Consider the following 26,566-nt stretch of genomic DNA (forward strand, 5'->3'; position numbering starts at 1 on the left):
GGGTTTTTTCTTGTTCTACTTTTTTACAGCATCCGTGATTTTGGATGTCCATGCGCCTTCCGGCTTTTTGGTAATGACCGGATCGGAACCACCTCCAAGCAGCGTGTCGACTGTACGGTCGGCTGCCGCCACATCAAGTGTTCCATCCGAGCCATCGATAAGCTTGGCGATTTCCTTGATCATTCGCTCCTGAACTTCCTGCGTCTGTGCGCCGGAAGCATCGTTTTCCAAAATGATCTCGGCGGCTTCATCTGGATGTTCAGACGCGTATTGCCAGCCCTTCATTGATGCGTGGACAAAGCGAGCGAGCTTGTCGACCATCGCCGGGTCTTCAAGGCTCTTATCAAGAACGTAAAGCCCGTCTTCAAGTGTGGCGACGCCCTGTTCTTCATAAGGGAACACGACGAGTTGATCGGCAGGAAGACCGGCATCGATCACCTGCCAATATTCATTATAGGTCATGGTCGAAATACAATCGGCCTGCTTCTGGATCAGGGGATCGACGTTGAAGCCCTGCTTCAACACGGTCACGCCATCAGCGCCGCCCGTGGTTGGAATCTTGAGATGACTCATCCACGACAGGAACGGATATTCATTGCCCCCGAACCAGACGCCCAGCGTGCGGCCCTTAAAATCTTCCGGCTTGGTAATGCCAGTTTCCTTGCGGCACGTCAGCATCATGCCGGATTTCTTGAAAGGTTGTGCGATATTGACGAGCGGTACACCCTTTTCGCGCGTGGCAAGTGCGGACGGCATCCAGTCCACCACCACATCGGCACCACCGCCGGCAATCACCTGCGGAGGTGCTACGTCCGGTCCGCCCGGCTTGATTTCAACATCGAGATTTTCTTCTTCGTAGAAGCCTTTGTCCTTGGCGACATAATAACCGGCGAATTGGCCCTGCGTCACCCATTTGAGCTGCAAGGTCAGCTTGTCTGCTGACATTGCGGTGCTCGTCATGAGTGCGAGTGCAAGCCCGGCTGTTCCAAGGCATAGAGAAATTGCCTTCTTCATTTCAGTTCTCCTCTGGTTCTTTTTTATTGTGCGCATTTTGCCCGAAAACCGGTTCCCACTTTTCGGAATGCGTTTTGGTCCGCCTTATGATGGTAGATGCCAAATAGTCAGGCTCATGCCCTCCTGTATGAAGGGTGCCAGAATGTAATTTTGCGCTCGATCAGCGCAATCACCCCATAAGAGAGCGATCCCGCAAGAGCTGCCACAAAGATTTCGGCCCAGACCATATCCACATTCATACGGCCGATCTCAGCCGATATGCGGAAGCCCATGCCGACGATTGGCGTGCCGAAAAACTCGGCCACAATCGCGCCGATCAAGGCGAGTGTTGAATTGATTTTTAGCGCATTGAAGATGAAGGGCATGGCCGCAGGCAGACGGAGCTTGATCAGCGTTTGCCAGTAGTTGGAACCATAGCTCTGCATCAGATCGCGCTCCATTGAGCCGCTGGCGGCAAGCCCCGCAACCGTATTCACCAGCATCGGGAAGAAAGTCATGATGATCACAACGGCTGCTTTCGACTGCCAGTCAAAGCCAAACCACATCACCATGATGGGGGCCACGCCGACAATGGGGAGGGCAGCTGCAAGATTGCCGATTGGCAATAGGCCTTTGCGCAAAAAGGGTATGCGGTCGGCGATGATGGCGGTGATGAAGCCAAGCCCGCATCCCGCCACATAACCGATGATGACAGCCTTTAAGAATGTCTGCTGAAAATCTGCCCATAAGATCGGGATAGAACTTGTGATCCGCGCCCATATGGCAGATGGGGCAGGCAGAAGGACGGATGGAACTTCGAAAATCCGCACAGCCACTTCCCATAGCACCAGCATGGCAATGCCAAACAATGCGGGCACGGCAATATCGAACAGCCTTTGGCCGTGAGCATTGCGGATTTTAACGCTGGCCAGTCCCTGCACGACAAACCACGACACGGCAATCAGAGCGATGATGATAGCAATATTGATGATCATGATGCCGCCTTTTCCGGCTTGATTCCCATGCGTCGTTTGGCCATTGTCGCCGCAATGCCAACCAGCCCGACAAGGATGGAAGCCATGAAAGCTGCAAGCACCAGTGCCGCCCATATTTGCACGGTTTGCCCGTAATAGGAGCCGGCAAGCAGTCTCGCGCCAAGACCTGCAACAGCGCCTGTCGGCAATTCACCGACGATGGCACCCACAAGGCTGATGGCAACCGCAATCTGCATGGAGGTAAACAGAAACGGCATCGCTGCAGGCCAGCGCAGCTTCCAGAAAACTTGATTTTTCGATGCATTATAGGTGCGCATCAGATCAAGATGCATCATGTCAGGCGAGCGCAAACCCTTGACCATGCCAACCGCCACCGGAAAGAACGACAGATAGGTGGAAATGACAGCCTTGGGGAACAATCCTGAAATTCCAATCGCATTGAGCACCACAATAATCATCGGCGCGATGGCAAGAATGGGAATTGTTTGCGAAGTGATGATCCACGGCATCAAGCTTTTATCGAGCGTTGTCGAATGCACAATGCCCACTGCAAGCAGTACACCAAGCGCTGAGCCAAGCACAAAGCCAAGCAGTGTCGAGGACAGCGTCACCCAGCCGTGATAGACGAGGCTACGTTTTGAACTCGGCTTGACGACAAACACCGTTTTCCAGATTTCCTCAGCCACCTGATGCGGCGCGGGGAGGACTGGGCGGTCCTGAAACATCGTCTTGCCAACCAGCGTGGAGAAAGCTATTTCGGTCCCGGCGCGCTCCGCCTGATCACGCTCGAAAGATGCGTTCAGATAGACAGCAAATGCGTACCAGATCGCAAAAATCACTGCGAGGACGGTCGCAACCGGAATAAATTTGTCGCGAAAAAAGGCCGTCATCTGCGCCGCCTTTCATACGATTTCTGCCCCCGGATTTCACTCATGAATATGCCCCAGACGCAGGCCATCGCGCACGCGGTGAGCAATCTTGATAAAGGCTTCGGATTCGCGAATGTCCAGCGTTCGGTCAGGGCCAAGATCACAGTCGATGATTTCATGAATGCGGCCCGGACGCGGGCTCATGACCACGATTTTTGTTGAAAGAAACACTGCTTCCGGGATCGAATGGGTTACAAAGATCACGGTCTTTTGCGTTGCCGCCCAGAGTTTCAGAAGCTGTTCGTTGAGGTGATCACGAACAATCTCATCCAGTGCACCGAAAGGTTCGTCCATCAACAGCATATCCGGATCAAAAGACAATGCACGCGCAATGGATGCCCGCTGCTGCATACCGCCGGAAAGCTGCCATGGGAATTTTTTGCCAAAGCCGGTGAGATTCACGAGCGCGAGATTTTTTTCAATACAGGCTTTTCGCTCGGCTTTTGAATGGCCCATAATCTCAAGCGGCAGGCTGATATTGTCTTCAATCGTGCGCCACGGAAACAACGCCGCCGCCTGAAATACATAACCATAAGAGCGGTCAAGCCGCGCCTGTTCCGGTGTTTTGCCGTTTACCGTGACGGAGCCGGAAGTTGGCTGTTCAAGGTCAGCAACCACACGCATCAAAGTGGTTTTGCCGCAACCCGATGGCCCGATGAAGGAAACAAACTCGCCACGTTTAACCGCGAGGTTAATGTCGGACAGGGCATGAACCGGACCGTCATTGGTTTCAAAAACCAATGACAGATCCTTAATGTCGATGACTGTCTCTGCAGTCTTCAGGCCCCTTTCCGGGGCAACGCTGTTTTCTGAATTCATGCGCATTTCCCGAAATTGAGCCAGAGCCATGATTCAGACCCCTATCGGCATATGTTCGGCGCTGCGTTCCACCTTGCGCGGCGCAACGATTTCTTTCCATTGCGACAATGCCTTGTTGGCGGCACCATTTGGTTCGCGTTCAACAAAACGGCCATCGCCCGGCTGCGCGGTCACGTGCCCCTTGTCAAAAGCAAGGCGACCGCGCGAGAATGTCTGGACCGGCAGGCCCTTAAGTTCAAAACCTTCGAACACATTGTAATCAATGGAAGAATGCTGTGTTTTGGCCGAGACTGTTTTGGTGGCTTCGGGGTCCCAGATGATGACATCGGCATCAGCACCTGGCAGGATTGCGCCTTTCTGCGGATAAATATTGAGAATTTTTGCAATATTGGTCGAGGTCACAGCGACAAACTCGTTTGGCGTCAGACGACCAGTGCGCACACCCCGTGTCCAGAGCACCGGAAGCCGTTCTTCAAGTCCGCCAGTGCCGTTCGGGATTTTGGTGAAATTGCCAATGCCATTACGCTTCTGCTCGGACGTGAAGGCGCAATGATCGGTTGCAACACATTGCAGACTGCCTGCAGCTAAACCTGCCCAGAGACTATCCTGATTGACTTTGTCGCGGAATGGCGGCGACATCACGCGGCGCGCAGCATAATCCCAATCGCGATTGTGATATTCACTTTCATCGAGCGTCAAATGCTGGATCAGTGGCTCGCCATAAACCCGCATGCCTTTCTGGCGCGCGCGGCGGATTGCTTCATGGGCCTGCTCGCAGGATGTGTGCACCACATAAAGCGGCACACCGGCCTGATCGGCAATCATGATGGCGCGGTTGGTCGCTTCGCCTTCCACTTCCGGCGGGCGTGAATAGGCGTGCGCCTCCGGTCCGTCATTGCCAGCGGCCAACAGCTTTGCCTGCAATTGCGCAACGATATCGCCGTTTTCTGCATGAACGAGCGGCATGGCACCCAGTTCTGCGCAGCGCTGGAATGATGCGAACATTTCGTCATCATTGACCATCAACGCGCCCTTATAGGCCATGAAGTGCTTGAAAGTATTGATGCCGCGCTTCACCACTTCTGGCATTTCGTTAAACGCGCGTTCGCTCCAGCCCGTAATCGCCATGTGGAATGAATAATCGGTGCGCGCCTTGCCTGCCTTCTGGAACCATTCCTGCAACGCGTCGAGCAGATTGCCTTCCGGTCCGGGCAGCACGAAGTCGACAACCATCGTGGTGCCGCCAGCAAGGGCGGCTGCGGTGCCGGTATCGAAATCATCGGATGAATAGGTGCCCATGAACGGCATTTGCAAATGCGTATGCGGATCGATGCCGCCGGGCATGATGTAGCAGCCTGAAGCGTCAATGGTTTCATCGCCGGTCAGATTATCACCTACGGCAACAATCTTCTCGCCTTCGATGAGAACGTCGGCTTTAAAGGTGCGGTCGGCAGTGATGACTGTGCCGCCCTTGATCACTTTACTGGCCCCAGAACTTACCATGTTCGCGTTCCCCTTTTTGGTTTTGTTTCGAACATTAAGCAGTATTGGATGGAACGAATGCTAACTCACAATTTCAGCAGTCTCCAATACGGCATGAAGAAGCACATCAGCGCCAGCCGATGCCCACTCCTTTGAAATTTCCTCGTCTTCATTATGGCTCAGCCCATCAACGCATGGGCACATGACCATGGCCGTGGGCGCGACGCGATTGATCCAGCAGGCATCGTGACCAGCACCGGAAACAATGTCGCGATGGCTGTAACCCAGCCGCTCGGCTGCATTGCGAATAGCCGTCACGCAGCCTTCGTCAAAAGTGACGGGATCAAAGTGGCCTGCCACTTCAATTTCAATGCCGATGCCAAGGTCTGCTGCGATTTTTGGCGCTTCCGTTTCAAAGCGCGTTTTCATGGTATCGAGTGTCTTTTGGTCCGGCGAGCGGAAATCGACGGTGAAAACGATCTGACCGGGAAGCACATTGCGCGAGTTTGGCGAGACTTCAATATGGCCCACGCCGCCCACCGCATCTGGTTGGTGCGCCATGGCGATCTCGTTGACCAGTTGCAGCAGTTTGCCGAGACCAAGGCTTGCATTTTTGCGCATCTTCATCGGCGTTGAGCCGGTATGTGCTTCCTTGCCGGTCAATGTCACCTGAAGCCACCAAAGGCCCTGACCATGGGTGACAACGCCAATATCCTTGTTTTCGATTTCAAGGATTGGCCCCTGTTCAATATGCAGTTCGAACATGGAATGGATCTTGCGCTTGCCGACCGGCTCGTCGCCTTTCCAGCCGATGCGTTCCAGCTCATCGCCGAATTGGTTGCCCTTGGCATCGGTTCGTTGATAAGCCCAGTCCTGCTCAAGCTCACCGGCAAAAACACCGGATGCGAGCATGGCTGGCGCAAAACGCGTGCCTTCTTCATTGGTCCAGTTGACCACGACAAGCGGACGTTTGGTCTTAATGCTCATGTCGTTAAGCGTGCGTATGACTTCAAGTCCGCCGAGCACACCAAGAACACCATCATATCTGCCGCCGGTGGGCTGTGTGTCGAGATGGCTGCCCATATAGACCGGATCAGCATCGGCATCTTCGCCGGGGCGCAAAAAGAACATGTTGCCCATGGTGTCAACAGACATGGAAAGACCAGCCTGCGCACACCATTTCTGGAAAAGCTGACGGCCTTCGCCGTCCTCATCGGTCAAAGTCTGGCGATTATTGCCACCGCGAATACCCGGGCCGATCTCGGCCATGTCCATCAGGCTGTCCCACAGCCTGTCGCCATTAACCTTGAGATTACTGGAGAGCACCATACGCTCTGCCTCCACATTTCAAGCATGCATCACACACAGCATTGTTGTCTGCGCTTTGCATGTTATGTTGTTCCCGTGACCCGGCTCTTTGGCCTCAATGTTGTTGCAGCGATTGCAAAAACTTGACTAGTTGGTCAAAATGCAGGCTAGAAGAGCCTTGGACAACGGTCAAGCGGTTTTACAAAATTCTGCCCTGCATAAAGGTGCTAAATGGTCACAGACGCAACTTCCCCCACGGATCAGTCTGTCACTGAAAAGACAGAAGGCGCGACCCGTATTCAGGGCATCAACCGCAGGCTCATTCTGGATGCAGCTTTGGACGTCTTTTCCGCTTATGGCTTTCGCGGTTCGACAGTCGATCAGATTGCTGAAAAAGCAGGTATGTCGAAGCCAAACCTGCTTTATTATTTTCCGCGCAAGCAGAACATCTATGTAACGGTTCTCGAAGAAACACTGACAGAATGGCTTGGCCCATTTGAAAGCATCAATCCTGAAGGTGATCCGCTTGAGGAACTGCGCCGCTACATAGCGCTCAAGCTTGAAATTTCAGCGAAAAGACCAGAAGCTTCGCGCTTGTTCGCCAATGAAATTCTGCATGGCGCACCGGCGATTACCGATTTTCTCAAAGGCCATTTGAAAGATCTGGTCGATGATAAGGCGGCGGTTATTCACCGTTGGATTGAAGAAAAGCGCATTGCGCCGATTGATCCGTATAATCTCATTTTCACCATTTGGGCGGTGACACAGCATTATTCTGACTTTTCGGTTCAGGTGGCTGCAATTATGGGAAAGCGCACCGAAGAACCAGATTTTTATGAACAGACAGCGCGTTCAATTTCGGCAATCATTCTTGACGGTGTACGTGTTCGTGACGATGTTGCGGCATCATGACAACGATTCGTATTGCAGCAGCTATTATCCGCGATGAAGCGGGCCGTTTCCTTCTTGTTCGCAAGCGCGGTAGCGAGATATTCTTTCAGCCTGGCGGCAAAATCGACGCCGGTGAAGAGCCGCAGACCGCTCTCATTCGCGAGATTGAGGAAGAGCTTGGTATTCTCATTGATGAGAGCCAACTGCGCTATGCTGCAAAAATGTCAGCGCCGGCTGCCAATGAAACGGATTCAATCGTTGAAGCAGAGCTTTTTCATCTTAGCCTTAAGGAAGGGCAGGTGCCTGCTGCTTCCAGCGAGATTGAAGAAGTGATTTGGGTTAAGGCGGGTGATCAGGCTCGGCCTGTAGCCCTGCTTTCGCTAGACATACAGGCACGTTTTTCGGGCGCAGTTTAAGCGGTCTCTACGCGATTTCCGTCACCATCGAATAAATGAAGCTGTTGCGGCGGGAAGCTCACCTGAATAGTGCCTTCTGACCGCAGCGCATCGCGCTCCAGCGTGAAAATCTTAAACGGCAGTCCGTGCACGCTCAAATGAAGAATAATGCCAAAGCCTGTGGGTTCGACAAGATCGACACTGGCAGCAATACCTGCCTCGTTTTCAATTTGCACATGTTCGGGCCGAATACCAAGCGTGGCGCGTGCGCCGTCCTGAAGCTGCATTGGTTGCAGCAGTTTAAGCACCATACCATCGGTCAGTTTCAGGCGCGGCTCACCATCCTGCTCTAGATAGGTGACGTCAAGAAAGTTCATTCCCGGTGAGCCGATAAAACCAGCCACAAACAGGTTGGCCGGAGTGTCATAGAGTTCAAGCGGTGAGCCGACCTGTTGCACCACACCGCCATGCATGGCGACGATACGATCAGCGAGCGTCATGGCTTCGATTTGGTCGTGCGTGACGTAGATCGAAGTGGCTTTCAGTTCTGCGTGAAGTTTCTTAATTTCTGCGCGCATCTGCTCACGCAGTCTGGCATCGAGATTGGAAAGTGGCTCATCGAACAGAAAGGCCTTGGGCTGGCGTACAATCGCACGGCCCATGGCAACGCGCTGACGCTGACCACCAGAAAGCGCTTTTGGGCGTCGTTCCAGCAAGGGCTCAAGGCCGAGTTTTGTGGCCGTTGATTTGATGGCGCTTGCGATCTTTTCTTTCGGCGTTTTGCGCAGCCGCATGCTGTAGCTCATATTGTCGGCGACACTCATATGCGGGTAGAGCGCATAGGACTGAAACACCATCGCAATGTCGCGGTCTTTAGGTGCCAGTTCATTGACGCGTTTGCCGCTGATTTGCACCTGACCAGAAGTGATGTCTTCAAGGCCAGCAATCATGCGCAGAAGCGTAGACTTACCACAGCCCGAAGGGCCAACCAGCACGATGAATTCCCCGTCTTTGATCTCAAGATCAACGCCGTGCAGAACAGCATGTTCGCCGTAGCTTTTGCGGACTGACTGAATATCAATGGAAGCCATAGGGAGTATCCTTTCAGAGCATTTCTTGTTTAAGGTAAATCGTTAGAAATGCTCTAACTATTTGTTTTAAAGCATATCTTTATCCCAAAATCGGTTCGAATTTTTGGGAGACATGCTAGCCTTTGACCGCACCAGCCGTGAGACCCTGCACGAGGTATCGTTGAATGAGGAAGAAGAAGAGACAGGCCGGGATCAGCGCGAGTACGCCCGCCGCCATCATCTGTCCGAAATCGACCGAGAATTTTGAGACGAAGCTCAAAAGCCCGACCGGGAAAGTTGCCGCATCATTGCCGGAAATCAGCATCAGTGCGAACAGAAGCTCGCTCCACGCTGCGGTGAAAACGAAGCCAAGCGTAGCGGCAATGCCGGGCAGAGTGAGCGGCAGGATGATCTGGCGAAACGCCATGAATTGCGTCGCACCGTCGATCTTTGCGGCTTCTTCGAGGTCTTTCGGAATGCCATCAAAGAACGACTGCATTAAGAAGGTTGCGAAAGGCACATTGAACGCCGAATAAACGATGATGAGGCCGATCAGGCTATTTGTGAGGCCGAGCGGTGCCATAATCTTGTAGATAGGCGCAATCAGCATCACGAGCGGAAACATCTGTGTGAGCAGCATCAGCGCCACGATCCAGTATTTGGCGCGGAAGTTGAAACGTGACAGCGCATAACCGGAAAGTGACGCCAGCAGCGTAACGATGATTGCGGTTGAGCCGGACACGATCAGGCTGTTGCGGAAAAACAGCGGAAACGAGCTGTTATTCAACACATGGCTAAAGTGATCAAACGTCGTGCGTGACGGCCACATTCGGACGCCTTCGCTGTAAAGCAGGTCATTGGGCGTGACGGAAACTTTGACCAGCCAGAAGATAGGAAACAGCGCGAACAAGACGAACAGCAGAATAGCTATGCGATGTGCGCCGACAAGGAGGAACTTGCGGTTTGTCATGGCCTCAATCCTTGTTCAGAAGCGTCTGGCGCAACAGCACGATGAGCATCGAATAGACCATCAGCAACACGAGCAGCACCATCGCAATGGCAGACGCGTAGCCAAAATCGAGCCGCTTGAAAGCCTGCGTGAAGATATAGCTTGCGACGATCTGCGTGCGATCAGCTGGGCCACCGCCCGTCATCACGACGATCAGATCGGCACTGTTGGCAATCCATACGGTGCGCAACAAAATGGTAATGGCCATGGTGGGCGCAAGATAAGGCAGCGTGATCGAAAGGAAGCGCTGCGCCGGGCCTGCGCCATCGATGCTTGCTGCTTCGTAAAGGTCGCGTGGGATGGCCTGCAAAGCTGCGAGCATGGTGATCGCAAAGAACGGAATACCCCACCAAACACCCGCTGTGATGATGCCCCACATGGCAAGATTGGGATCGGACAGGATATTGTCAGGCGCACTCAATAGTCCGATGGCGTGCAGCCAATGAGGAAGTGGACCGATAACCGGATTAAACAGCCAGGCCCAGTTAAGACCGGTCAGAAATGTTGGCACTGCCCATGGCAGGAAGATCAGCGCTTGCGCCAGACCGCGACCCGCAAACGGCTTGTCGAGCAGCAATGCCAGAATAAGTCCAAATACGAATTGCAGCAGAACCGAACAGCCAGTCCACCAAAGTGTGTTTTTCAGCGAGCGGTAAAACGCCTGATCGGTTGCAAGTTCCCGAAAATGCTCAAGTCCGACGAAACCGCCCGAGAAAGGATTGAGCAATTGAATGTCGCGAAAGGCATAAGACACGCCAAGGATCAGTGGAACCAGCATGATCGCGCCAATTAATATAAGTGCGGGAGCGCTGTAAAGATAGGGTTCGGAGGCGTGTGCAAGACGCTGCAAAAAGCTGCGCTGGTCCTGCCTTGGTACTTCGCTTGGCACCGGGGCCTTGATGGAAGCGGTGTCGTTCATCATTTTTCCCTTCGCGGGGATTGCATGAAGAGGATGAGCAGGCGCGAAGATTCCGCGCCTGCGATGTTTATGCTGCTTACTGTTTGGAAAGGTGCTTCTGCTGTGCCTTGGTCAGATATTCTGCCCATTGTTCGGCCAGCTCATCAGGCGTGATGTCGCCCAGAAGCGCTTCTTGCGACGTCTTGATGACGAGCGAATCCTTGAAGAAGGCAAATTCTTCAAGATAAGTCGGCATCACGGTTGGAACGACGTTTTTGTCAGCCAGCTCATCGAACCAGCCTTTAAACTGTTCGCCGCTATAAAACGGATCATTCTGTGCGGATTTAAGGACCGGCAAAGCCCCAGTGCGCTTGTTCCATTCGATGTTGCCTTCCGGTCCCTCAAGCATCGAAATCAGCTTCCAGGAGAGGTCCTTGTTCTGGCTTCCACTCATCATCGACCATCCGGCAAAGCCAATGGTCGGGAAGGTCTTGCCATCCGGGCCCTTTGGCATGATGGCCACGCCAAAATCTTCAGGCTTCATGCGCTCGGCAATGGCGATCAGGGCGTCCGGGTCCTGATTGAGGAAGGCGCAGGTGCCGCTATAGAAACCCGCGACGGTTTCGTTGAAACCCCAGTTGACGCTGTCCTTTGGAGCAAGGCCGTTCTTGTAAAGATCGACCATCCAGGTAATACCCTTTTTCCAGCCTTCGCCGTTCATAGTCGAGGTGCCGTCTTCATTGAAGAACTTATTGTTACCTGCCATGGATGCGGCAAAAATCACCCAGCCATTGAGTCCACCCGGACCGCCGCGCATGCAGTAGCCGGACTTGCCAGGCAATGCAGAAATCTTTTTGGAGGCTTCGACAAATTCATCCATCGTCTTTGGCGGTTCGGAGACACCAGCTTCGGCCAACAATTTCTTGTTGTAGAACATGGCGTTCAGGTAAAAGCCGTAAGGCAGCGTATAGGCGGTGTTCTTGACGCTGCGACCAAGCTCAAGCGCACGCTCGGTCAGGTCCGGCGTGGTTTCCCACTTCTCGAGATATGGCTCAAGGCTCTCCAGCATGCCATTATTGGCATAGAGCGACACCCACGTGTCCGGCATTTCCATGACGTCAGGAATTTCACCTGCCGATACCATGGTTGCGAATTTCTGGAAGGATTCTCCCCATGGCAGCGAGATGATTTCCACCTTGGTGCCCGGATTGGCAGCTTCAAACTTTGCAACAATTGATTCAAGCGTCTTGGTGCGCTCCGGGCTGGTGATAACTTCGACAAGCTTCAATGTTGTATCGGCAAGTGCTGTACCACTCATCAGCATGGTGGCGAGTGCGGCGACGATTAGTTTCTTCATTTCCGTTCCCCTTTTTTATCCTCACGACGGTTTATTTCATGCGATTGACTGAGCGAGCGCTCCTTCAATGTCTCTCCACAGCGCTTCGGTTCCTTCCAATCCGACATGCAGGCGCACCGAGCGTGCATCAATGCCGAATGTGTGAGCGGAATTTGGCTGTGCCTTTTGCTGCAACACCACTTCGCCTGGCACGATCAGGCTTTCATGTCCGCCCCAGCTCACGCCAAGTTTGAACAGGTTGAGATGGTTGCAGAATTCGCGAATATTCACGCCTTCACGGAAGATGACAGAGAACAAGCCGGACGTGCCGGTCAGCCCTGCCGGTAGGCGATTGGCGAGTGCTGGATGGCAGACAGTTTCCACCACATCGAGCGCCTGAAGACGCTTTGCTATTTCGAGCGCTGAAGCTTCGTGCGTCTTCATGCGGATTGGCAGCGTCCGCAGTCCACGAATAAGCAGCCACGCATCAAATGGTGAAAGTTTGCCGCCGAAATATGGATAAGTTTCTGCGCGAATGGCATTGATCAGCGCTTTCGAGCCGGTCACAACGCCAGCCACAACATCGCTATGGCCTCCGAGATATTTCGACGCCGAATGCACCACAAGATCAACGCCAAGCGACAGCGGACGCTGGAAGATCGGGCTGGCCCAGCTATTGTCGATGATGCTCAGAACGCCGTGTTGCTTGGCGATTTTGGCCAGTGCGCCGACATCATGAGCTTCCATGACCCAGCTTGTCGGGCTTTCCATATAGAACATTTTCGCGCCGGGCAGGGCTTTTGCGACTGCTTCTTCGTCACGTCCGTCGACATAATCGACCTGCACCTGCATGCGTTTCAGGATGGTGCCAAAAAGCCGGAACGCATCCGGGTAGACATGGCGTACCGCAACAATGCGATCACCTGGATTGACGAAAGCCAATACGCTTGATGAGATTGCGGCCATACCGCTGGCAAAACCCAGTGCATCTTCGCCGCCCTCAAGCTTCGCCAGCATTTCTTCAAATGCGCGCACGGTCGGGTTGAGTCCACGCGTATAGATTGGGCGAATTTTTTCGCCGCGATACGAGGCGACCATGTCGTCATAGTTTGGGAAGGTAAAAAGCGAGGTTTGCACGATGGGTGGAACCACGGCGTCGTATGCATTGCTTTCATCATGAGCAACCGTAAGTGCTGCAAAATCCAGCGGATCCATCCCGTCGGTCATTTGGACATTTCCTTGATGTCTTCCTCAACAATGTCGAGGATTTTCAGTGTTTCAAGCCGCGCGGTTTCAGGGTTCTGAGCCACGATGGCGTTGAAGAGCGTGCGGTGGAACGGAAAGGTCCGCCGCGCGAAATCGACCCGCTCAAACGGATGATCCCAGAAGTGCAGAAAGGCTTCGCGCATCTGTTCGAGCAATTGTCTGAAAAGCGGGTTATGGGTCGCATCATAAATGGCGAGATGAAAGGCTAGATCTTCGGGGCCTGACGTGCCTTCAGCGATGTGAACGCGCTCCATCTCGTTGAGATTGCGTTCGATAATCGCAAGGTCATCTTCGGTGCGTTTGCGTGCGGCAACCATGCTGGCTTCCGCCTCAATTCCGCGACGTACTTCGAGCGATTGCAGCAAAGCATCGCGCAACTGTGCGGGATCGAATGAGAGCGGCATGTGGATTGTCGCAGCCGAAATCGGCTTCAGCAGATAAGTGCCGCTGCCCTTGCGCGCTTCAATCACACCCAATGCCTGAAAATGACGGATTGCCTCGCGAATGGTGGAGCGACCGACAGCGAGTGCTGTCATCAATTCACGTTCTGCGGGGAGGCGGTCACCGGCTTGAAGCTGCGCTGTCGCGATGTAATTGGCGAGCGCGTCGGTTACCTGCCTGGCGCGATCCATCGGCGGTAATGGCGCTATTTGCAGCAGCCTGCTATCTTTCATCCTGCCTCCATTTCACAGATTGGCTCAGAGATCAGCCGATAGTCTAACCCGGAGTCTGGCCCAGAATCTCAGCGCGCAATCAGGCCAGAACCGGTTCCCTTGTTAGTTTTAAATTGGTCTGACATCATAGTAATATCGACAGGAAATCGACGTTGTCAAGCAGGTGCTGGTGAAGGGTTTTATGATGGGTAGATCGGGAATTCTCTTTTATCTTATTGATATAAAATGAATATTCTCTCTAATTCTCGGTCGTAGTATTCCAGCGAATGATCTATTCGCGCATGAATAAGCTCTTTTGCATGTGCATGCTTTTCCCATTGCGCTTGCGCAAACTTGCTCTTATCAATCGGCGGAAGAGGTCGCGCATCCCGAAAAGTGAGAAGCAATTTTTGGATATGAGGCGCTGAAAAGAGGAGTGCGGCGCGTCAAGCGCTGTCGTTGGGGAGATATCCATGCAATTCAAAGCATCCGAGAGGCGCATACTGGGCCGTACTGGTCTGAATGTAACAGCGCTTGGTCTTGGCACAGCCCCTTTGGGCGGGCTTTATGCCCCTGTTTCCCGCGCCGATGCAGACGCGTTGCTGGAAGCCGGATGGGACAACGGTATTCGTTATTTCGACAGTGCGCCAATGTATGGCTATGGCCGTTGCGAACATCTGCTCGGAGATCTGCTGCGCGAAAAGCCCGAGCGCGCCGTTGTCTCCACCAAGGTCGGACGCCTGATGACAAATGAGCGTGCTGGTCGCACGCTGCCGCCAGCGCCGCCAAAAAACCCGCTCGATTCAGGCTGGCGTAATGGCCTCAGCTTCCGTGAGGTCTTTGATTACAGCTATGACGGCGTCATGCGTAGCTTCGATGATAGCCAGCAACGTCTGGGCTTTCCCGAAATCGATTTGCTCTATGTGCATGACATTGGCCGCGTGACCCATGTTGACCGGCATGAGCTTCACTGGAGCGCGCTGACCAAAGGCGGCGGCTTCCGGGCGCTGACCGAATTGCGCGACGCAGGCAATATTAAAGGTTTTGGCCTTGGTGTGAACGAGTGGCAGATCATTCGCGATGCGCTGGAAGAGGCTGATCTTGACTGCTCGCTTTTGGCTGGGCGCTATTCGCTACTTGATCAGGTGTCGGAAAAGGAATTCCTGCCATTGGCGCAAAAGCGTGGCATGGCACTGGTGATTGCCGGTGTGTTCAATTCTGGCATTCTGGCCGCGCCACGCGGCGGCGAACAGAAGTTCGATTATGCCGATGCGCCTGCCGACATCATTGCTCGCACCAATCGCCTGCATGATATTTGCGATGAGTATCATGTGCCGTTGGCTGCTGCTGCCATGCAGTTTCCGTTGCGGCATGAGGCTGTCAGCTCCATTCTGATCGGCGTGCGTTCGCCAGAGCAGATCAGACAGAATGTCGTCTGGTTCGAGCAGTCGGTTCCGGATGAGTTCTGGGCGACGCTTCGTTCCGAAGGCCTTATTTCGTAATCATGACTTCCAAAATTCTCTGCGTCGGTGCCCTCACCATGGACACCATTCTTCGCCTTGATGCGCTCCCTCAAGCGGCAGGCAAATATCTGCCGCGTGAGGCCGTTGAGATAGCAGCCGGCATGGCTTCGAGTGCCGCCGCAGCCATTGCGCGGCTTGGCGGCGATGTGGCGCTGTGGGCTTCTGCCGGGATTGATCCGGTGGGTGATCGCGCTGTCGCAGAGCTTGAAGCCGAAGGCATTGATTGTTCGCATATAAGGCGACTGGAAGGCACACGCACGGCCTTTTCTTCGATCCTCGTTGATGCAAATGGCGAACGTATTATCGTACCGTTTTATGATCGCACGCTTGCAAGACCGGCTCAATCGGTGCCGCCAATTGCAGCAGGTGCTTATGCTGCCGTCATGACCGATGTGCGCTGGCCATGGGCTGCTGAAACAGCACTTCGTGCCGCGCGTGATGCCGGTATTCCGGCAATACTGGATGCTGATACCGCTCCCGTCGAATTGCTGGAAATCTTGCTGCCACTCGCAACCCATATTGTTGCGTCAGAACCAGCTGCAATCAGCGTGACAGGCACGACGGATTTGCGCGAATGCGTGCGTCTTCTTGCCGACCGCTATGATGTTTTCACGGCTGTGACCGGTGGTGCAGATGGCTGCTATTGGGCCGAAGGCGCTGGCAAACAGGTTTTCCATGTGCCCGGATTTAAGGTCGATGCGGTCGATACGCTGGCTGCAGGTGATGTGTTTCACGGCGCTTTCGCGCATGGTCTGGTGGAAGGCAAAGACATGACGCACATCATCCGCTTTGCCAATGCCGCCGCCGCCATCAAATGCGCACGCTTTGGCGGACGCGCCGGTTCGCCAAGCCAAAAGGAAGTTCTTTCCTTCATCGAAACGGGTATGGTTCCCGCACAATAATTAAAAGCCTCCCTCAAAATTGAACACCCAGGCTTCAACATCAAATTGACTATTTACTAACATGTTAGTATGTGCAAGCTTACAGTTCAATCTTGGGAGGAGCCAGTTTTGGCACATAATCATTCTGGACAGGAGCGCTTCGGCCTCTCTGCAGCACTCACGACCCCATTCGATGCTGATGGCAATATCGACGTCAGCCGTGCGCTGAAGCATGCACGCGCGCGCCTCGACAATGGCTGCTCAAGCGTCACTTTGTTTGGCACGACGGGCGAAGGCTCTTCCATTGGTGATGCTGAGCGCGCAGCCCTTCTTGATGCATTTATCGCGCAGGGCTTTGCTGCCTCCAACATCGTCGTTGGCGTGATGGAAAACTCGATTGCCGATGCCGTTGCACAGTCTGCTGATGCGCTGCGTCGCAGCTGCAAGGCCATTCTTCTCGCGCCACCGTCCTATTTCAAGAACCTCTCCGATGATGGTCTGTTCAACTGGTTCTCGGCGGTGTTGAAGGGTCTTGGCAGCGATGCGCGCAGCATCATCCTTTACAATATTCCGTCGGTGACGGCTGTTGAACTATCGGTCGATCTCATCACCCGTCTGCGTGCAGCTTTTGGTGACATCATCATCGGCGTGAAGGATTCTTCCGGCACCTGGGCCTATACGGAAAAGCTGCTTGCAGCCCACAAAGATATTGCGATTCTGATCGGCGACGAGCGTGATCTTGCTGCCGGTGTGCGTCTTGGCGGACAGGGTGCAATTTCCGGCATGGCAAACCTCTTCCCGGATCGTCTTCTGCGCATGATCAATGAGGGTCTGGATGACAATGAGCTGGTAGGTGCAGTGCGCCAGTTGCTCAACTATCCGGTCACTCCTGCGGTTAAGGCGATGGTTGCGCGTCATACGGGTGACAAGGAATGGCGTCGCGTGCGTGCACCGCTGATTTCGCTGAATGATGCGGATTTTGATGCAATTGGTAGTGTATTCGACCGTTTGCATATGGCAAAAGCAGCCTGACCACGGCATAAGCTCTAGTAGCAAAAAGGGAATGGCTTTGGCGGACGATCACAACGAACCAGTAAAATTGCGGGATAAAGCTTATCAGAGCTTCACCGAGCATTTGCTGGCGCGTGATTTTCATCCGGGCCAGTTCGTTTCCCAGCGCCAGCTTGTTACCATGACGGGCCTGCCGTTGGGTGCGATCCGCGAACTGATTCCGCGTCTCGAAACGGAAGGTCTGATTAAGACTGTGCCACAGCGCGGACTTCAGATCGCTCATATCGATCTCAACCTGATCCGCGAGGCATTTCAATTCCGCCTTTTCATCGAAAAGGAATCGGTTGCGATTTTCTGTCAGTCGGCTTCCGATACATTGCTGCGTTCGCTGCGTGCCGCGCACGAAGAAACGCTCAATCGCGCCATGAGCGAAGGCGAAACGCCGGAGCTTGAAGAGCAGGCGCAGAATATCGACTGGAGCCTGCATGATACGATTGTTGGCTCGCTCGATAATGAAATCATCTGGCGCAATTATCAGACCAATACGATCAAGATGCGCCTGATCAATCAGGAGCGTTTCCGTATCACGGGGCGCGTGATCCCGGTCATGCAGGAACATTTGTCGGTGCTCTCAGCAATCGAAACCCGCGATCCACAGACTGCCATGGATGCTATCGCCGTTCACATCAACAACGCACGGAAGCTGGCATTGCATATATGAGACTGAAGGTTTGGCGAGAGGAGTCGCCGAGCCAAACACACAACAGGGGAGGAGTAAGCAGTGAATATATTACGTCCAACACGTCGCCAGTTTTTGGCGGGAACAGCGGCCATTGCCGCCTCAGGTGTAACGGGCATCAGCCCATCTTTCGCCCAGTCGGGTGTCGACTGGAAGAAATATGCTGGCACCACGCTTGAAGTTAATCTCATCAAAAGCCCGCGCGGCGAACTCCTTCAGAAGCATCAGAAGGAATTCGAAGATCTGACCGGCATCAAGGTCAATTCTGAGCAGACGCCGGAACAGCAGCAGCGCCAGAAGGCGGTGATTGAGCTGACCTCGGGCCGTCCGAGCTTCGACGTCATTCACATCAGCTATCACGTTCAGAAGCGTCAGTTTGAAAAGGGCGGCTGGCTTGCCGATCTCAACCCGTTCCTTAAAGACCCGACGCTCACCGATGCGTCGCTCACAGAAGATGATTTCGCGAGCGCTGGTCTGACTTTCGCCAAGGATGCCAATGGTCGCTTCGGCGCGCTGCCATTCTCGGTTGATTACTGGATCATCTATTATAACAAGGACCTCTTTGCGGAGAAGGGCCTTGAATTCCCGAAGACCTTTGAAGAGCTGGTCACAACCGCCGAAGCTCTGACTGATCCATCAACCCGGACCTATGGTTTTGTTGCGCGTGGCATGAAGAATGCCAATGCGCCGGTCTATACCAGCCTTCTGCTCGGCTATGGCAAGCAATCGGTGGATGCCGATGGCAATGTTCAAACGGATTCACCTGAAGGCATTGAAGCAGCCAAGCTTTATCAGCGTCTGATGACCAAAGCCGCACCTCCCGGTGTTGCGGGCTTCAACTGGGCCGAATGCCAGTCGAATTTCTTGCAGGGCCGCGTTGGTATGTGGCTCGACGGTATCGGCTTTGCGCCGCCGCTTGAAGACCCGAACAAATCGCGTGTTGTTGGCAAGGTTGGCTATGGTGTCATGCCAGCAGGCCCGAATGCACAGGCCGCACCGACCACAGGTGACGGCATCGGCGTGACCGAAGCCTCGAAGAACAAGGAAGCTGCATATCTTTATTGCCAGTGGGCTATTTCCAAGGAAATGGGCGCTCGCTTGTTGCAGTCTGGATCGGGCGTTCCGTTCCGCAAGTCGATCATCGACGATGCAGAAGTCCGCAAGGGCGTCACCATGCCGGAAGGCTGGGTGGAAGCTCTCTCGAAATCTGCACCAATCAGCGAGCTCTGCCTGCCGGTCATCGTGCCTGTCACGGAATTCCGCGACATTATCGGTGTTGGCCTCACCAATCTCTTGAATGGTGCTGATGCAGAAACTGAAATGAAACGCGCGACGGAAGAATTCCGTCCGGTCCTCGCACGGAGCGAAGGAAAATGACATCTGCCGCCCCGATAGGTGCAAAAACAGGAGCAGCCTCTAAGGCTGTTCCTGCCACCAAGCCCGTCACAGGTCGCCTGCGGCCAAGTTACTGGCCGTTTGTTCTTCCAGCCTTGATTACCGTCGGGGCGGTGATCGTTTTTCCATGGGTTTTTACACTCTGGATGAGTGCCAACCAGTGGCAGCTCGGCGGTGAGCAGAGCTTTGTCGGCTTCGACAATTATCTGCGCCTTGCAACCGATATGCGCTTCTGGGAATCCATGTGGCACACGCTTGTCTATACGGTTCTCTCTGTCGTTGCCCCGATGATATTGGGCACGATTGCGGCACTTGTCTTTGACAGCAAACTGCCAATGCGCGGGCTGTTGCGCGGCATCTTCGTCATGCCGATGATGGCGACCCCGGTTGCGGTCGCCCTTGTCTGGACAATGATGTATCACCCGCAGCTTGGCGTTCTGAACTATCTTCTCTCGCTGATCGGCATTGCGCCACAGGAATGGATATTCAATCAGAGCACGGTTATCCCGTCGCTGGTGCTGGTTGAAACCTGGCAGTGGACGCCGCTGGTCATGCTGATCGTGCTGGGCGGCCTTGCTTCAATGCCACGCGATCCGTTTGAAAGTGCGGAAATCGATGGCGCCAATGGCTGGCAGAAGTTCCGCTATATCACGCTGCCGATGATCCTGCCGTTTATCATGGTTGCCGTCATCATCCGCTCGATTGATGCGCTCAAAAGCTTCGATATCATTTTTGCGATGACGCAGGGCGGTCCGGGTACAGCATCGGAAACCATCAATATCTATCTCTATAATGTGGCGTTTTCTTACTATGACATTGGCTATGGATCGGCGATTGCCGTCGTGTTCTTCGTTGTCATTATCGCCATGTCGATGGTTCTTCTGGCTCTGCGCCAGCGGACCAAATGGAACGCTTGAGGACCGATCATGGCACGCAAGTCAATTCTTTCAAAGCTTGGCACGGCACTCATGGTTTTCGTCATCGTGTCGCCCGCAATCTTCTTCTTCATCTGGATGCTGTCGCTTTCGTTGAAATATGAAATTGACAATGGTGCTTACCCGCCCATCCTGATCCCCGACCGCATAGCATGGTCGAACTATACCGGGATATTCGAGACCAACGACTTCCTGCTCTATTTCTGGAACAGTATTCTCGTAACCGGAACTGCGACCTTGCTGGCATTGATTGTCGGTGTTCCGGCAGGCTATGGCATCGCACGTCTGCGTGCCAACAAGTCGGCAATCGTCATCATGATTGCGCGTATGACACCGGGCCTGTCTTATTTGATCCCGCTATTTCTGCTGTTCCAGACGCTCGGTCTTCTCGGTACGCTTTGGCCGCAGATCATCATCCATCTGGTCGTCACCGTTCCAATCGTGATCTGGATCATGATCGGCTATTTCGAGACGACACCGATGGAGCTTGAAGAAGCAGCCATTATCGATGGTGCTTCCTCGTGGCAGGTGTTCATGAAGGTGGCACTCCCGATAGCCAAGCCCGGCGTAGTAGTGTCGCTCATCCTTGCGGTGATATTCTCATGGAATAATTTCGTTTTCGGCATCGTGCTCGCAAGCCGCGAGACACGTACCCTGCCGGTCGCTGTTTACAACATGCTGTCCTTTGAACAGGTCAGTTGGGGTCCGCTTGCCGCCGCAGCACTGGTGGTGACATTGCCGGTCTTGTTGCTAACCGTTTTCGCACAGCGCCAGATCGTTGCAGGTCTGACAGCAGGCGCGGTCAAATAAGAGTTGAGGTTTAAGATGGCATCTGTATCCATCCGAAATGCAATTAAGAAATATGGCAATGTCGGCGTTCTGCACGGCGTTTCCGTGGATATTCAGGACGGCGAATTTGTTGTGCTGGTCGGCCCATCGGGTTGTGGCAAGTCCACATTGCTCCGCATGATCGCAGGGCTTGAAGAAATCAGCGACGGCGAAATCGCCATCGGCCCGCGTGTGGTCAATGATCTGCGCGCCAAGGAACGCGATATCGCCATGGTGTTCCAGAATTATGCGCTTTATCCGCATATGACGGTTGCCGACAATATGGGCTTTGCGCTCATGCTGAAAAATGCGCCCAAGGCAGAACGTGACAGCCGTGTTAATCGTGCGGCGGAAATTCTCGGCCTTAACAAGCTGCTCGACCGCTTTCCGCGCCAGCTTTCCGGTGGTCAGCGCCAGCGTGTGGCGATGGGCCGTGCCATTGTGCGTGATCCGCAGGTGTTTTTGTTTGACGAACCGCTCTCCAATCTCGACGCCAAGCTGCGTGTGCAGATGCGCGGTGAGATCAAGGGGCTCCATCAGCGCTTGAAGACCACAACGATTTACGTGACCCACGATCAGATCGAAGCCATGACGATGGCAGACAAGATTGTCGTCATGCGTGATGGTCTGGTGGAGCAGATTGGTGCGCCGCTCGATCTTTATGATCGTCCGGCCAATATGTTTGTCGCGGGCTTCATCGGTTCGCCATCAATGAACTTCGTCAATGGCAAGATCGAAGAAGGCTCGTTTGTCGCTGATGGCGGCTTCCGCATGCAGCTTCCACAAGGTGATTATTCAAGCCTTTCGGGCAAAGCCGTTTACGGTATGCGGCCTGAGCATATGAAGATTGCCGAGCAGGGCGTACCGATCACGGTTGATATTGTTGAACCGACAGGCTCGGAAATCATGGTCATGGGCAAGCTAGGTGATCAGCCGATTACCTGCCTGTTTCGCGAACGCCTGACTGTGCGTCCGGGCGATGTGCTGACCATCGCGGTTGATCCGGCAAACAGCCATGTGTTCGAGCCAGAAAAAGGTATGCGCGTCAGCCGCTAAAAACTAAATATTACAAAGAAAACGCCGGGCAAAAACCCGGCGTTTTTGTTTTACTCAGCCGCTTCTTTGACAGCCATTGGATTGTTTGGATGGGTCGTCCAGTTGGCATATTTTTCCGGGATCGGCGCATTGGTGCGAGGATCAAAGTCGCTAATCTGTTCCATGGTGATGCAGTCTTCGACCGGGCAAACACTGACGCAGAGATTACACCCAACGCATTCCTCGTCGATCACCTCAAAGTGCCTTGCACCGTCGACTATCGCTGTAATCGCCTGATGAGACGTGTCTTCGCAGGCAATATGGCAACGACCGCACTTGATGCAGGAATCCTGATCAATCCGTGCCTTGGTGACATAATTGAGGTTGAGATACTGCCAGTCGCTCACATGTCCCACAGCCATGCCGCGGAAATCATCAATCGTCTGATAGCCTTTGCTGTCCATCCAGTCGGACAGGCCGTCAATCATTTCTTCAACGACCTTGAAACCATAAGTCATGGCTGCCGTACAGACCTGAACCGTGCCGCAACCAAGTGCGATGAACTCTGCCGCATCGCGCCATGTGGTAATGCCGCCAATGCCTGAAATTGGCAAACCATAGGTTTCAGGATCACGCGCAATTTCCGCCACCATGTTGAGCGCGATTGGCTTGACCGCTGGTCCGCAATAACCGCCATGGCTCCCGCGTCCGTCGATGGATGGCACCGGCGACATGCTGTCTAAATCAACCGAAACAATCGAGTTGATCGTGTTGATCAGCGATACGGCATCGGTGCCATTGGCCTTTGCGCCACGCGCAGGCTTGCGAATATCGGTGATGTTTGGCGTCAGCTTTGTGATCACCGGCATGCGGCTATATTGCTTGCACCATTTGACGACCATACCGACATATTCTGGCACCTGACCAACTGCCGCACCCATGCCGCGTTCGCTCATGCCGTGCGGACAACCGAAGTTCAGCTCAATACCGTCAGCGCCGGTTTCTTCTACCAGCGGCAGGATGGCTTTCCATGCTTCTTCTTCGCACGGCACCATGATCGAAGCGATCAATGCGCGGTCGGGCCAACGCATTTTTACTTCTTTCATTTCGCGCAGGTTCACTTCCAGCGGACGGTCGGTGATCAACTCGATATTGTTAAGACCCAGCAACCGCCGGTCAGCACCATGGATCGCGCCATAGCGTGGACCATTAACATTGACCACCGGCGGGCCTTCGGAACCCAGCGTTTTCCAGACCACACCACCCCAGCCAGCCTTGAAAGCGCGCTCGACATTGTAAGCTTTGTCAGTCGGCGGAGCCGAAGCCAGCCAGAACGGGTTTGGCGACTTGATGCCGAGGAAGTTCGTTGAAAGATCAGCCATGTTTACTCTCCTCAGCCTTGTTCCTGGCCCAAAGGCACACTGCGGTCGCGGTAAGTAGACGGGGCAGGCGCATGCAGTGCGCCGCCCGACAGAACCGCATCGGCAAAGCCATCAATTGCTTCGGGTCGTTTTGTCAGCGTCGCATGAATGGATTCGGCGGCAACCTTGCCGTCTTCCACCGATGCAACGGTCAAGTCCTGACCACCGGCAACACAGTCGCCCCCCGCCCATATTCCCTCAACGGATGTGCGACGTTCGTCGTCGACGCTGATGCGTCCTTTGGAAAGCCCGATGCCTGCGCCCGCAACGGGTTCCGGTTCAAACTTCTGGCCAATAGCCTTGAAGACCTGATCGGCTTCAAGAATGAGATATTCGCCGGTGCCGGAAAGCTTGCCGCTATCGGCATTGGTATATTCAAACACAATGGCGTTGACCGTGCCGTCTTCGCTCCGCTCAAGCGCGTGCGGCTGCAACCAGTGGCGGATCACCACGCCATGAATCTGCGCCAGTTCCTGCTCATAGGCGCTGGCATTCATGCTTTCCTGACCGCGACGATAAACGATGGTCACGTTTTCAGCGCCGAGCTTTTTCGTCTGAATGGCAACGTCTACTGCGGTCATGCCGCCACCGATAACCACAACATTGCGGCCAACGGGCAGGGACGAGAGGTCTTTTGCCTGACGTAGATTGGCGATGTAATCAACGGCATCGATCACATTGGGCGCGTCTTCGCCAACAAGTCCCAGATCATTCACGCCGGGCATACCCATGCCGAGGAACACCGCATCATAGCCCGCCTTCAGCGCTTCAATTGTGATGTCCTGACCGAGTGTCTGGTTATATTCGATGTTGATTGCGCCGATTTTCAGCACAAATTCCAGTTCGCGCTGGGCGAAATTATTGACCGTCTTATAGGCGGCAATACCATATTCATTAAGACCGCCGCCCTTTGGGCGCGCTTCAAAAATCGTCACCTGATGGCCATGCATCGCAAGGCGGTGCGCCGCAGAAAGACCCGCTGGACCCGCGCCTACAATGGCGATGTGCTTGCCGGTATCAGGTGCGCGCTTGAATGGGTGATTGCCGGTTTCCATCAGAACATCGGTGGCATAACGCTGCAATTCACCAATCTTGACTGGCTTACCTTCCGACGTTTCGCGAACACACACTTCTTCGCAAAGCGTTTCGGTCGGACAGACGCGGGCACACATGCCACCCAGAATGTTTTCTGAAAGAATGGTCTTTGCCGCACCAATGGCATTGCCGGTATTGATCTGGCGAATGAAACGCGGAATGTCGATGCTGGTAGGACATGCATTCATGCAAGGCGCATCATAGCAATAATAGCAGCGGTCGGATTCAACGAGGGCTTCATGCTTGTTGAGCGGCGGATGCAGATCATCGAAAACATGCGCATAGTCGGCCTTTTCCAGCCGCGAGCCATGGATATCAGGCCCGTTCGCGTGTCCCGGATTATCAATTGCATCAATAGGTGAATTCTCTGCTGATCTCATCGATCGCATCTCCCATTTTTGCTTGTTCAGGCGCGGGTTCCCTTTGCGCACCTTGAACTCTGTTCCGGGCTGCGATCTTTACCGTCGCGTGATGCCCGTTACTGACAGGATGACAGATTTTTACGGAAGGTCAAATTTTTTATCATCTGGTCAATTTATGACAAATCAGCGCATCCCGAAAAGTGGGAACCGGTTTTCGGAAAAAGATGCGCGTCAAAAAAAGCACACCAGAAATAGGCAAAGGCCCGGTTTTGAAAGCGCGGGCCTTTGAAACAGAACTGGAATGCGAAATCAGATTGTCTCTGATTTGATAATATTGCTATCAGATGTTTCTTCTGTCTTAGGAGCTGGGAAAGCTTCGGCTTCTTTTGGCAGCGATGGGCGTGAGCTTAGCACCAGTGCGCAGCCAGCGATGATGACGGCAGCGCCGACAAACTGGATGAGCGATAGCTGTTCTTTTAGGAACAATGCACCGACCAGAACTGCAATCACCGTGACTGCAAATTCGACGCTGATGGCTTTTGTTGGTCCGACATTTCCGACCAGTTTGAAATAAAGCACATAGGTAAGCGCACTCATCACACAGGCAGAAATCAGCAAATAGACAAAATCAACCAGTCCCGGAGTGGTTGGCACGGGAATGGCAAAGATCAGCGGCAAGGTCAGAATGCCGCCAAAGACGAATGCGCCGATGGTTGTTTCCCATGAGCCGGTGGTGGAAAGACGGCGGCTGGCATAATTGCTGCCAAAGGCTGCCGAAAAACATGAGAACATCACGGCTATACAGCCCATGATAAATTCAGGTGTTACGGCCACAGCAGGGAAACCAACGAGCAACACAATACCGGTTACACCGAGCAGCAGCCCTACAAGGCGGCGTGAAGTAATGCGCTCCAGCCCCCAGAGCTGGCTGATGACCATCGAGAAAAGCGGAATCGATGCAACGCAGATCGCGGCCATCGCCGTTCCGATCAGCGGCGTGCCATAGGAAAGGCCGATCAGCTGGCCCGCAACGGTGGTTGCACCAACAACGGCAAAGGGTTTCCAGCCAGCGTGAAAATCAAGCTTACGCCCGGAAAGTTTCGCAATCGCAAACAGTGTTCCTGCGGCAATGAAGGAGCGGAAGGCAACCGCACCAACCCAGCCAAAGGCTTCGACCACGCGCAGCACCACGAGGAACGATAGTCCCCATGCTATGGCCAGGAAAATATAGGTCGCGGTGTCTCTGGGTTTCATGCCGATAGGCCTTATTACGGTTATGCTTTACCGACTATCTCAT

The 26,566-nt window shown here is 53.9% G+C and carries 25 protein-coding genes; 10 read left to right on the plus strand and 15 right to left on the minus strand.

All coding sequences use genetic code 11. The annotated features are described in order from the left end of the window. Nucleotides 1-15: 15 nt before the first annotated feature. The 6 genes from CEV31_RS07080 to CEV31_RS07105 all read right to left on the minus strand — a co-directional run bounded on the left by CEV31_RS07080 (nucleotide 16) and on the right by CEV31_RS07105 (nucleotide 6,547). Nucleotides 16-1,014 (minus strand): ABC transporter substrate-binding protein, encoded by a 999-nt coding sequence (locus tag CEV31_RS07080; RefSeq protein WP_094506311.1) that lies wholly within the window; start codon nucleotides 1,012-1,014, stop codon nucleotides 16-18. A gap of 113 nt (nucleotides 1,015-1,127) precedes the next feature. After that, nucleotides 1,128-1,988 (minus strand): ABC transporter permease, encoded by an 861-nt coding sequence (locus CEV31_RS07085; protein WP_094506312.1) that lies wholly within the window; start codon nucleotides 1,986-1,988, stop codon nucleotides 1,128-1,130. Then, complete coding sequence (locus CEV31_RS07090; RefSeq protein WP_094506313.1) at nucleotides 1,985-2,878, minus strand: ABC transporter permease; 894 nt, start codon at nucleotides 2,876-2,878, stop codon at nucleotides 1,985-1,987. Before CEV31_RS07090 ends, CEV31_RS07085 begins: the two co-directional genes overlap by 4 nt. Nucleotides 2,879-2,914: 36 nt before the next feature. After that, nucleotides 2,915-3,736 carry an ABC transporter ATP-binding protein gene (locus CEV31_RS07095; protein WP_094506565.1) on the minus strand — a complete coding sequence of 274 codons (822 nt, stop codon included), beginning with the start codon at nucleotides 3,734-3,736 and terminating at the stop codon, nucleotides 2,915-2,917. A 33-nt stretch (nucleotides 3,737-3,769) separates the two neighbouring features. Further along, entirely contained in the window at nucleotides 3,770-5,239 is a 1,470-nt protein-coding gene (hydA, locus tag CEV31_RS07100; protein ID WP_094506314.1) for a dihydropyrimidinase, read from the minus strand. 60 nt (nucleotides 5,240-5,299) lie between these two features. Beyond that, nucleotides 5,300-6,547 carry a Zn-dependent hydrolase gene (locus tag CEV31_RS07105; protein ID WP_094506315.1) on the minus strand — a complete coding sequence of 416 codons (1,248 nt, stop codon included), beginning with the start codon at nucleotides 6,545-6,547 and terminating at the stop codon, nucleotides 5,300-5,302. 210 nt (nucleotides 6,548-6,757) lie between these two features. Here CEV31_RS07105 and CEV31_RS07110 point away from each other — a divergent pair, with 210 nt between their 5' ends. Continuing rightward, on the plus strand, nucleotides 6,758-7,438 hold the full coding sequence (locus CEV31_RS07110) for a TetR family transcriptional regulator C-terminal domain-containing protein (protein ID WP_094506316.1): 681 nt from the start codon (nucleotides 6,758-6,760) through the stop codon (nucleotides 7,436-7,438). Further along, a complete protein-coding gene (locus CEV31_RS07115) occupies nucleotides 7,435-7,833 on the plus strand; it encodes an NUDIX hydrolase (protein WP_094506317.1) in 399 nt (132 codons plus the stop codon). Before CEV31_RS07110 ends, CEV31_RS07115 begins: the two co-directional genes overlap by 4 nt. On the opposite strand, the gene CEV31_RS07120 is transcribed toward CEV31_RS07115, so the two are convergent. From CEV31_RS07120 to CEV31_RS07145, 6 genes are all read right to left on the minus strand, one after another. Beyond that, nucleotides 7,830-8,903, minus strand: coding sequence for an ABC transporter ATP-binding protein (locus CEV31_RS07120; protein WP_094506318.1), 1,074 nt, complete (start codon nucleotides 8,901-8,903; stop codon nucleotides 7,830-7,832). The genes CEV31_RS07115 and CEV31_RS07120 overlap by 4 nt on opposite strands. Nucleotides 8,904-9,018: 115 nt before the next feature. Then, nucleotides 9,019-9,852, minus strand: a complete 834-nt coding sequence (locus tag CEV31_RS07125; protein WP_094506319.1) for a carbohydrate ABC transporter permease — start codon at nucleotides 9,850-9,852, stop codon at nucleotides 9,019-9,021. A 4-nt stretch (nucleotides 9,853-9,856) separates the two neighbouring features. Next, the gene (locus tag CEV31_RS07130; protein WP_094506566.1) at nucleotides 9,857-10,810 is read right to left on the minus strand and encodes a carbohydrate ABC transporter permease; all 954 of its coding nucleotides are present in this window, start codon (nucleotides 10,808-10,810) and stop codon (nucleotides 9,857-9,859) included. Nucleotides 10,811-10,886: 76 nt separating this feature from the next. Continuing rightward, entirely contained in the window at nucleotides 10,887-12,146 is a 1,260-nt protein-coding gene (locus CEV31_RS07135) for an ABC transporter substrate-binding protein (RefSeq protein ID WP_094506320.1), read from the minus strand. Nucleotides 12,147-12,182: 36 nt separating this feature from the next. Further along, a complete protein-coding gene (locus CEV31_RS07140; RefSeq protein WP_094506321.1) occupies nucleotides 12,183-13,352 on the minus strand; it encodes a PLP-dependent transferase in 1,170 nt (389 codons plus the stop codon). Continuing rightward, nucleotides 13,349-14,065, minus strand: a complete 717-nt coding sequence (locus CEV31_RS07145; RefSeq protein WP_094506322.1) for a FadR/GntR family transcriptional regulator — start codon at nucleotides 14,063-14,065, stop codon at nucleotides 13,349-13,351. Before CEV31_RS07145 ends, CEV31_RS07140 begins: the two co-directional genes overlap by 4 nt. 452 nt (nucleotides 14,066-14,517) lie before the next feature. On the opposite strand from CEV31_RS07145, the gene CEV31_RS07155 reads away from it, so the two are divergent. The 8 genes from CEV31_RS07155 to CEV31_RS07190 all read left to right on the plus strand — a co-directional run bounded on the left by CEV31_RS07155 (nucleotide 14,518) and on the right by CEV31_RS07190 (nucleotide 22,412). After that, nucleotides 14,518-15,546 (plus strand): aldo/keto reductase, encoded by a 1,029-nt coding sequence (locus CEV31_RS07155; RefSeq protein WP_094506323.1) that lies wholly within the window; start codon nucleotides 14,518-14,520, stop codon nucleotides 15,544-15,546. 2 nt (nucleotides 15,547-15,548) lie between these two features. Next, nucleotides 15,549-16,469 (plus strand): PfkB family carbohydrate kinase, encoded by a 921-nt coding sequence (locus tag CEV31_RS07160; protein WP_094506324.1) that lies wholly within the window; start codon nucleotides 15,549-15,551, stop codon nucleotides 16,467-16,469. A 108-nt stretch (nucleotides 16,470-16,577) separates the two neighbouring features. Next, complete coding sequence (locus CEV31_RS07165; protein WP_094506567.1) at nucleotides 16,578-17,480, plus strand: dihydrodipicolinate synthase family protein; 903 nt, start codon at nucleotides 16,578-16,580, stop codon at nucleotides 17,478-17,480. A gap of 37 nt (nucleotides 17,481-17,517) precedes the next feature. Continuing rightward, the gene (locus CEV31_RS07170) at nucleotides 17,518-18,180 is read left to right on the plus strand and encodes a GntR family transcriptional regulator (RefSeq protein ID WP_094506568.1); all 663 of its coding nucleotides are present in this window, start codon (nucleotides 17,518-17,520) and stop codon (nucleotides 18,178-18,180) included. 60 nt (nucleotides 18,181-18,240) lie between these two features. Beyond that, the gene (locus tag CEV31_RS07175; RefSeq protein WP_094506325.1) at nucleotides 18,241-19,575 is read left to right on the plus strand and encodes an ABC transporter substrate-binding protein; all 1,335 of its coding nucleotides are present in this window, start codon (nucleotides 18,241-18,243) and stop codon (nucleotides 19,573-19,575) included. Further along, entirely contained in the window at nucleotides 19,572-20,510 is a 939-nt protein-coding gene (locus CEV31_RS07180; protein WP_094506326.1) for a carbohydrate ABC transporter permease, read from the plus strand. The genes CEV31_RS07175 and CEV31_RS07180 overlap by 4 nt, the downstream gene beginning before the upstream one ends. 9 nt (nucleotides 20,511-20,519) lie before the next feature. After that, entirely contained in the window at nucleotides 20,520-21,338 is an 819-nt protein-coding gene (locus CEV31_RS07185) for a carbohydrate ABC transporter permease (RefSeq protein WP_094506327.1), read from the plus strand. 15 nt (nucleotides 21,339-21,353) lie between these two features. Further along, complete coding sequence (locus CEV31_RS07190) at nucleotides 21,354-22,412, plus strand: ABC transporter ATP-binding protein (protein ID WP_094506328.1); 1,059 nt, start codon at nucleotides 21,354-21,356, stop codon at nucleotides 22,410-22,412. A 50-nt stretch (nucleotides 22,413-22,462) separates the two neighbouring features. Here CEV31_RS07190 and preA read toward each other — a convergent pair whose 3' ends face one another. The 3 genes from preA to CEV31_RS07205 form a co-directional block, all read right to left on the minus strand. Then, on the minus strand, nucleotides 22,463-23,773 hold the full coding sequence (gene preA, locus CEV31_RS07195) for an NAD-dependent dihydropyrimidine dehydrogenase subunit PreA (RefSeq protein WP_094506329.1): 1,311 nt from the start codon (nucleotides 23,771-23,773) through the stop codon (nucleotides 22,463-22,465). 11 nt (nucleotides 23,774-23,784) lie between these two features. Beyond that, complete coding sequence (locus tag CEV31_RS07200; RefSeq protein WP_210190895.1) at nucleotides 23,785-25,296, minus strand: NAD(P)-dependent oxidoreductase; 1,512 nt, start codon at nucleotides 25,294-25,296, stop codon at nucleotides 23,785-23,787. A gap of 282 nt (nucleotides 25,297-25,578) precedes the next feature. Next, on the minus strand, nucleotides 25,579-26,523 hold the full coding sequence (locus tag CEV31_RS07205) for a DMT family transporter (RefSeq protein WP_094506331.1): 945 nt from the start codon (nucleotides 26,521-26,523) through the stop codon (nucleotides 25,579-25,581). Between the last annotated feature and the right edge of the window lie 43 nt (nucleotides 26,524-26,566).

Source organism: Brucella thiophenivorans (assembly GCF_002252445.1).
Classification (GTDB): domain Bacteria; phylum Pseudomonadota; class Alphaproteobacteria; order Rhizobiales; family Rhizobiaceae; genus Brucella; species Brucella thiophenivorans.

Excerpts from the sequence above, each read along its gene's own strand:
- CEV31_RS07155 (WP_094506323.1), top strand. The coding sequence starts at position 14,518 with ATGCAATTCAAAGCATCCGAGAGGCGCATACTGGGCCGTACTGGTCTG.
- CEV31_RS07085 (WP_094506312.1), bottom strand. The coding sequence starts at position 1,988 with ATGATCATCAATATTGCTATCATCATCGCTCTGATTGCCGTGTCGTGG.
- CEV31_RS07190 (WP_094506328.1), top strand. The coding sequence starts at position 21,354 with ATGGCATCTGTATCCATCCGAAATGCAATTAAGAAATATGGCAATGTC.
- CEV31_RS07080 (WP_094506311.1), bottom strand. The coding sequence starts at position 1,014 with ATGAAGAAGGCAATTTCTCTATGCCTTGGAACAGCCGGGCTTGCACTC.
- CEV31_RS07200 (WP_210190895.1), bottom strand. The coding sequence starts at position 25,296 with ATGCGATCGATGAGATCAGCAGAGAATTCACCTATTGATGCAATTGAT.
- CEV31_RS07115 (WP_094506317.1), top strand. The coding sequence starts at position 7,435 with ATGACAACGATTCGTATTGCAGCAGCTATTATCCGCGATGAAGCGGGC.
- CEV31_RS07185 (WP_094506327.1), top strand. The coding sequence starts at position 20,520 with ATGGCACGCAAGTCAATTCTTTCAAAGCTTGGCACGGCACTCATGGTT.
- CEV31_RS07105 (WP_094506315.1), bottom strand. The coding sequence starts at position 6,547 with ATGGTGCTCTCCAGTAATCTCAAGGTTAATGGCGACAGGCTGTGGGAC.
- CEV31_RS07205 (WP_094506331.1), bottom strand. The coding sequence starts at position 26,523 with ATGAAACCCAGAGACACCGCGACCTATATTTTCCTGGCCATAGCATGG.
- CEV31_RS07120 (WP_094506318.1), bottom strand. The coding sequence starts at position 8,903 with ATGGCTTCCATTGATATTCAGTCAGTCCGCAAAAGCTACGGCGAACAT.
- CEV31_RS07130 (WP_094506566.1), bottom strand. The coding sequence starts at position 10,810 with ATGAACGACACCGCTTCCATCAAGGCCCCGGTGCCAAGCGAAGTACCA.
- CEV31_RS07090 (WP_094506313.1), bottom strand. The coding sequence starts at position 2,878 with ATGACGGCCTTTTTTCGCGACAAATTTATTCCGGTTGCGACCGTCCTC.
- CEV31_RS07095 (WP_094506565.1), bottom strand. The coding sequence starts at position 3,736 with ATGAATTCAGAAAACAGCGTTGCCCCGGAAAGGGGCCTGAAGACTGCA.
- preA (WP_094506329.1), bottom strand. The coding sequence starts at position 23,773 with ATGGCTGATCTTTCAACGAACTTCCTCGGCATCAAGTCGCCAAACCCG.
- CEV31_RS07135 (WP_094506320.1), bottom strand. The coding sequence starts at position 12,146 with ATGAAGAAACTAATCGTCGCCGCACTCGCCACCATGCTGATGAGTGGT.
- CEV31_RS07140 (WP_094506321.1), bottom strand. The coding sequence starts at position 13,352 with ATGACCGACGGGATGGATCCGCTGGATTTTGCAGCACTTACGGTTGCT.
- CEV31_RS07145 (WP_094506322.1), bottom strand. The coding sequence starts at position 14,065 with ATGAAAGATAGCAGGCTGCTGCAAATAGCGCCATTACCGCCGATGGAT.
- CEV31_RS07110 (WP_094506316.1), top strand. The coding sequence starts at position 6,758 with ATGGTCACAGACGCAACTTCCCCCACGGATCAGTCTGTCACTGAAAAG.
- CEV31_RS07125 (WP_094506319.1), bottom strand. The coding sequence starts at position 9,852 with ATGACAAACCGCAAGTTCCTCCTTGTCGGCGCACATCGCATAGCTATT.
- hydA (WP_094506314.1), bottom strand. The coding sequence starts at position 5,239 with ATGGTAAGTTCTGGGGCCAGTAAAGTGATCAAGGGCGGCACAGTCATC.
- CEV31_RS07180 (WP_094506326.1), top strand. The coding sequence starts at position 19,572 with ATGACATCTGCCGCCCCGATAGGTGCAAAAACAGGAGCAGCCTCTAAG.
- CEV31_RS07160 (WP_094506324.1), top strand. The coding sequence starts at position 15,549 with ATGACTTCCAAAATTCTCTGCGTCGGTGCCCTCACCATGGACACCATT.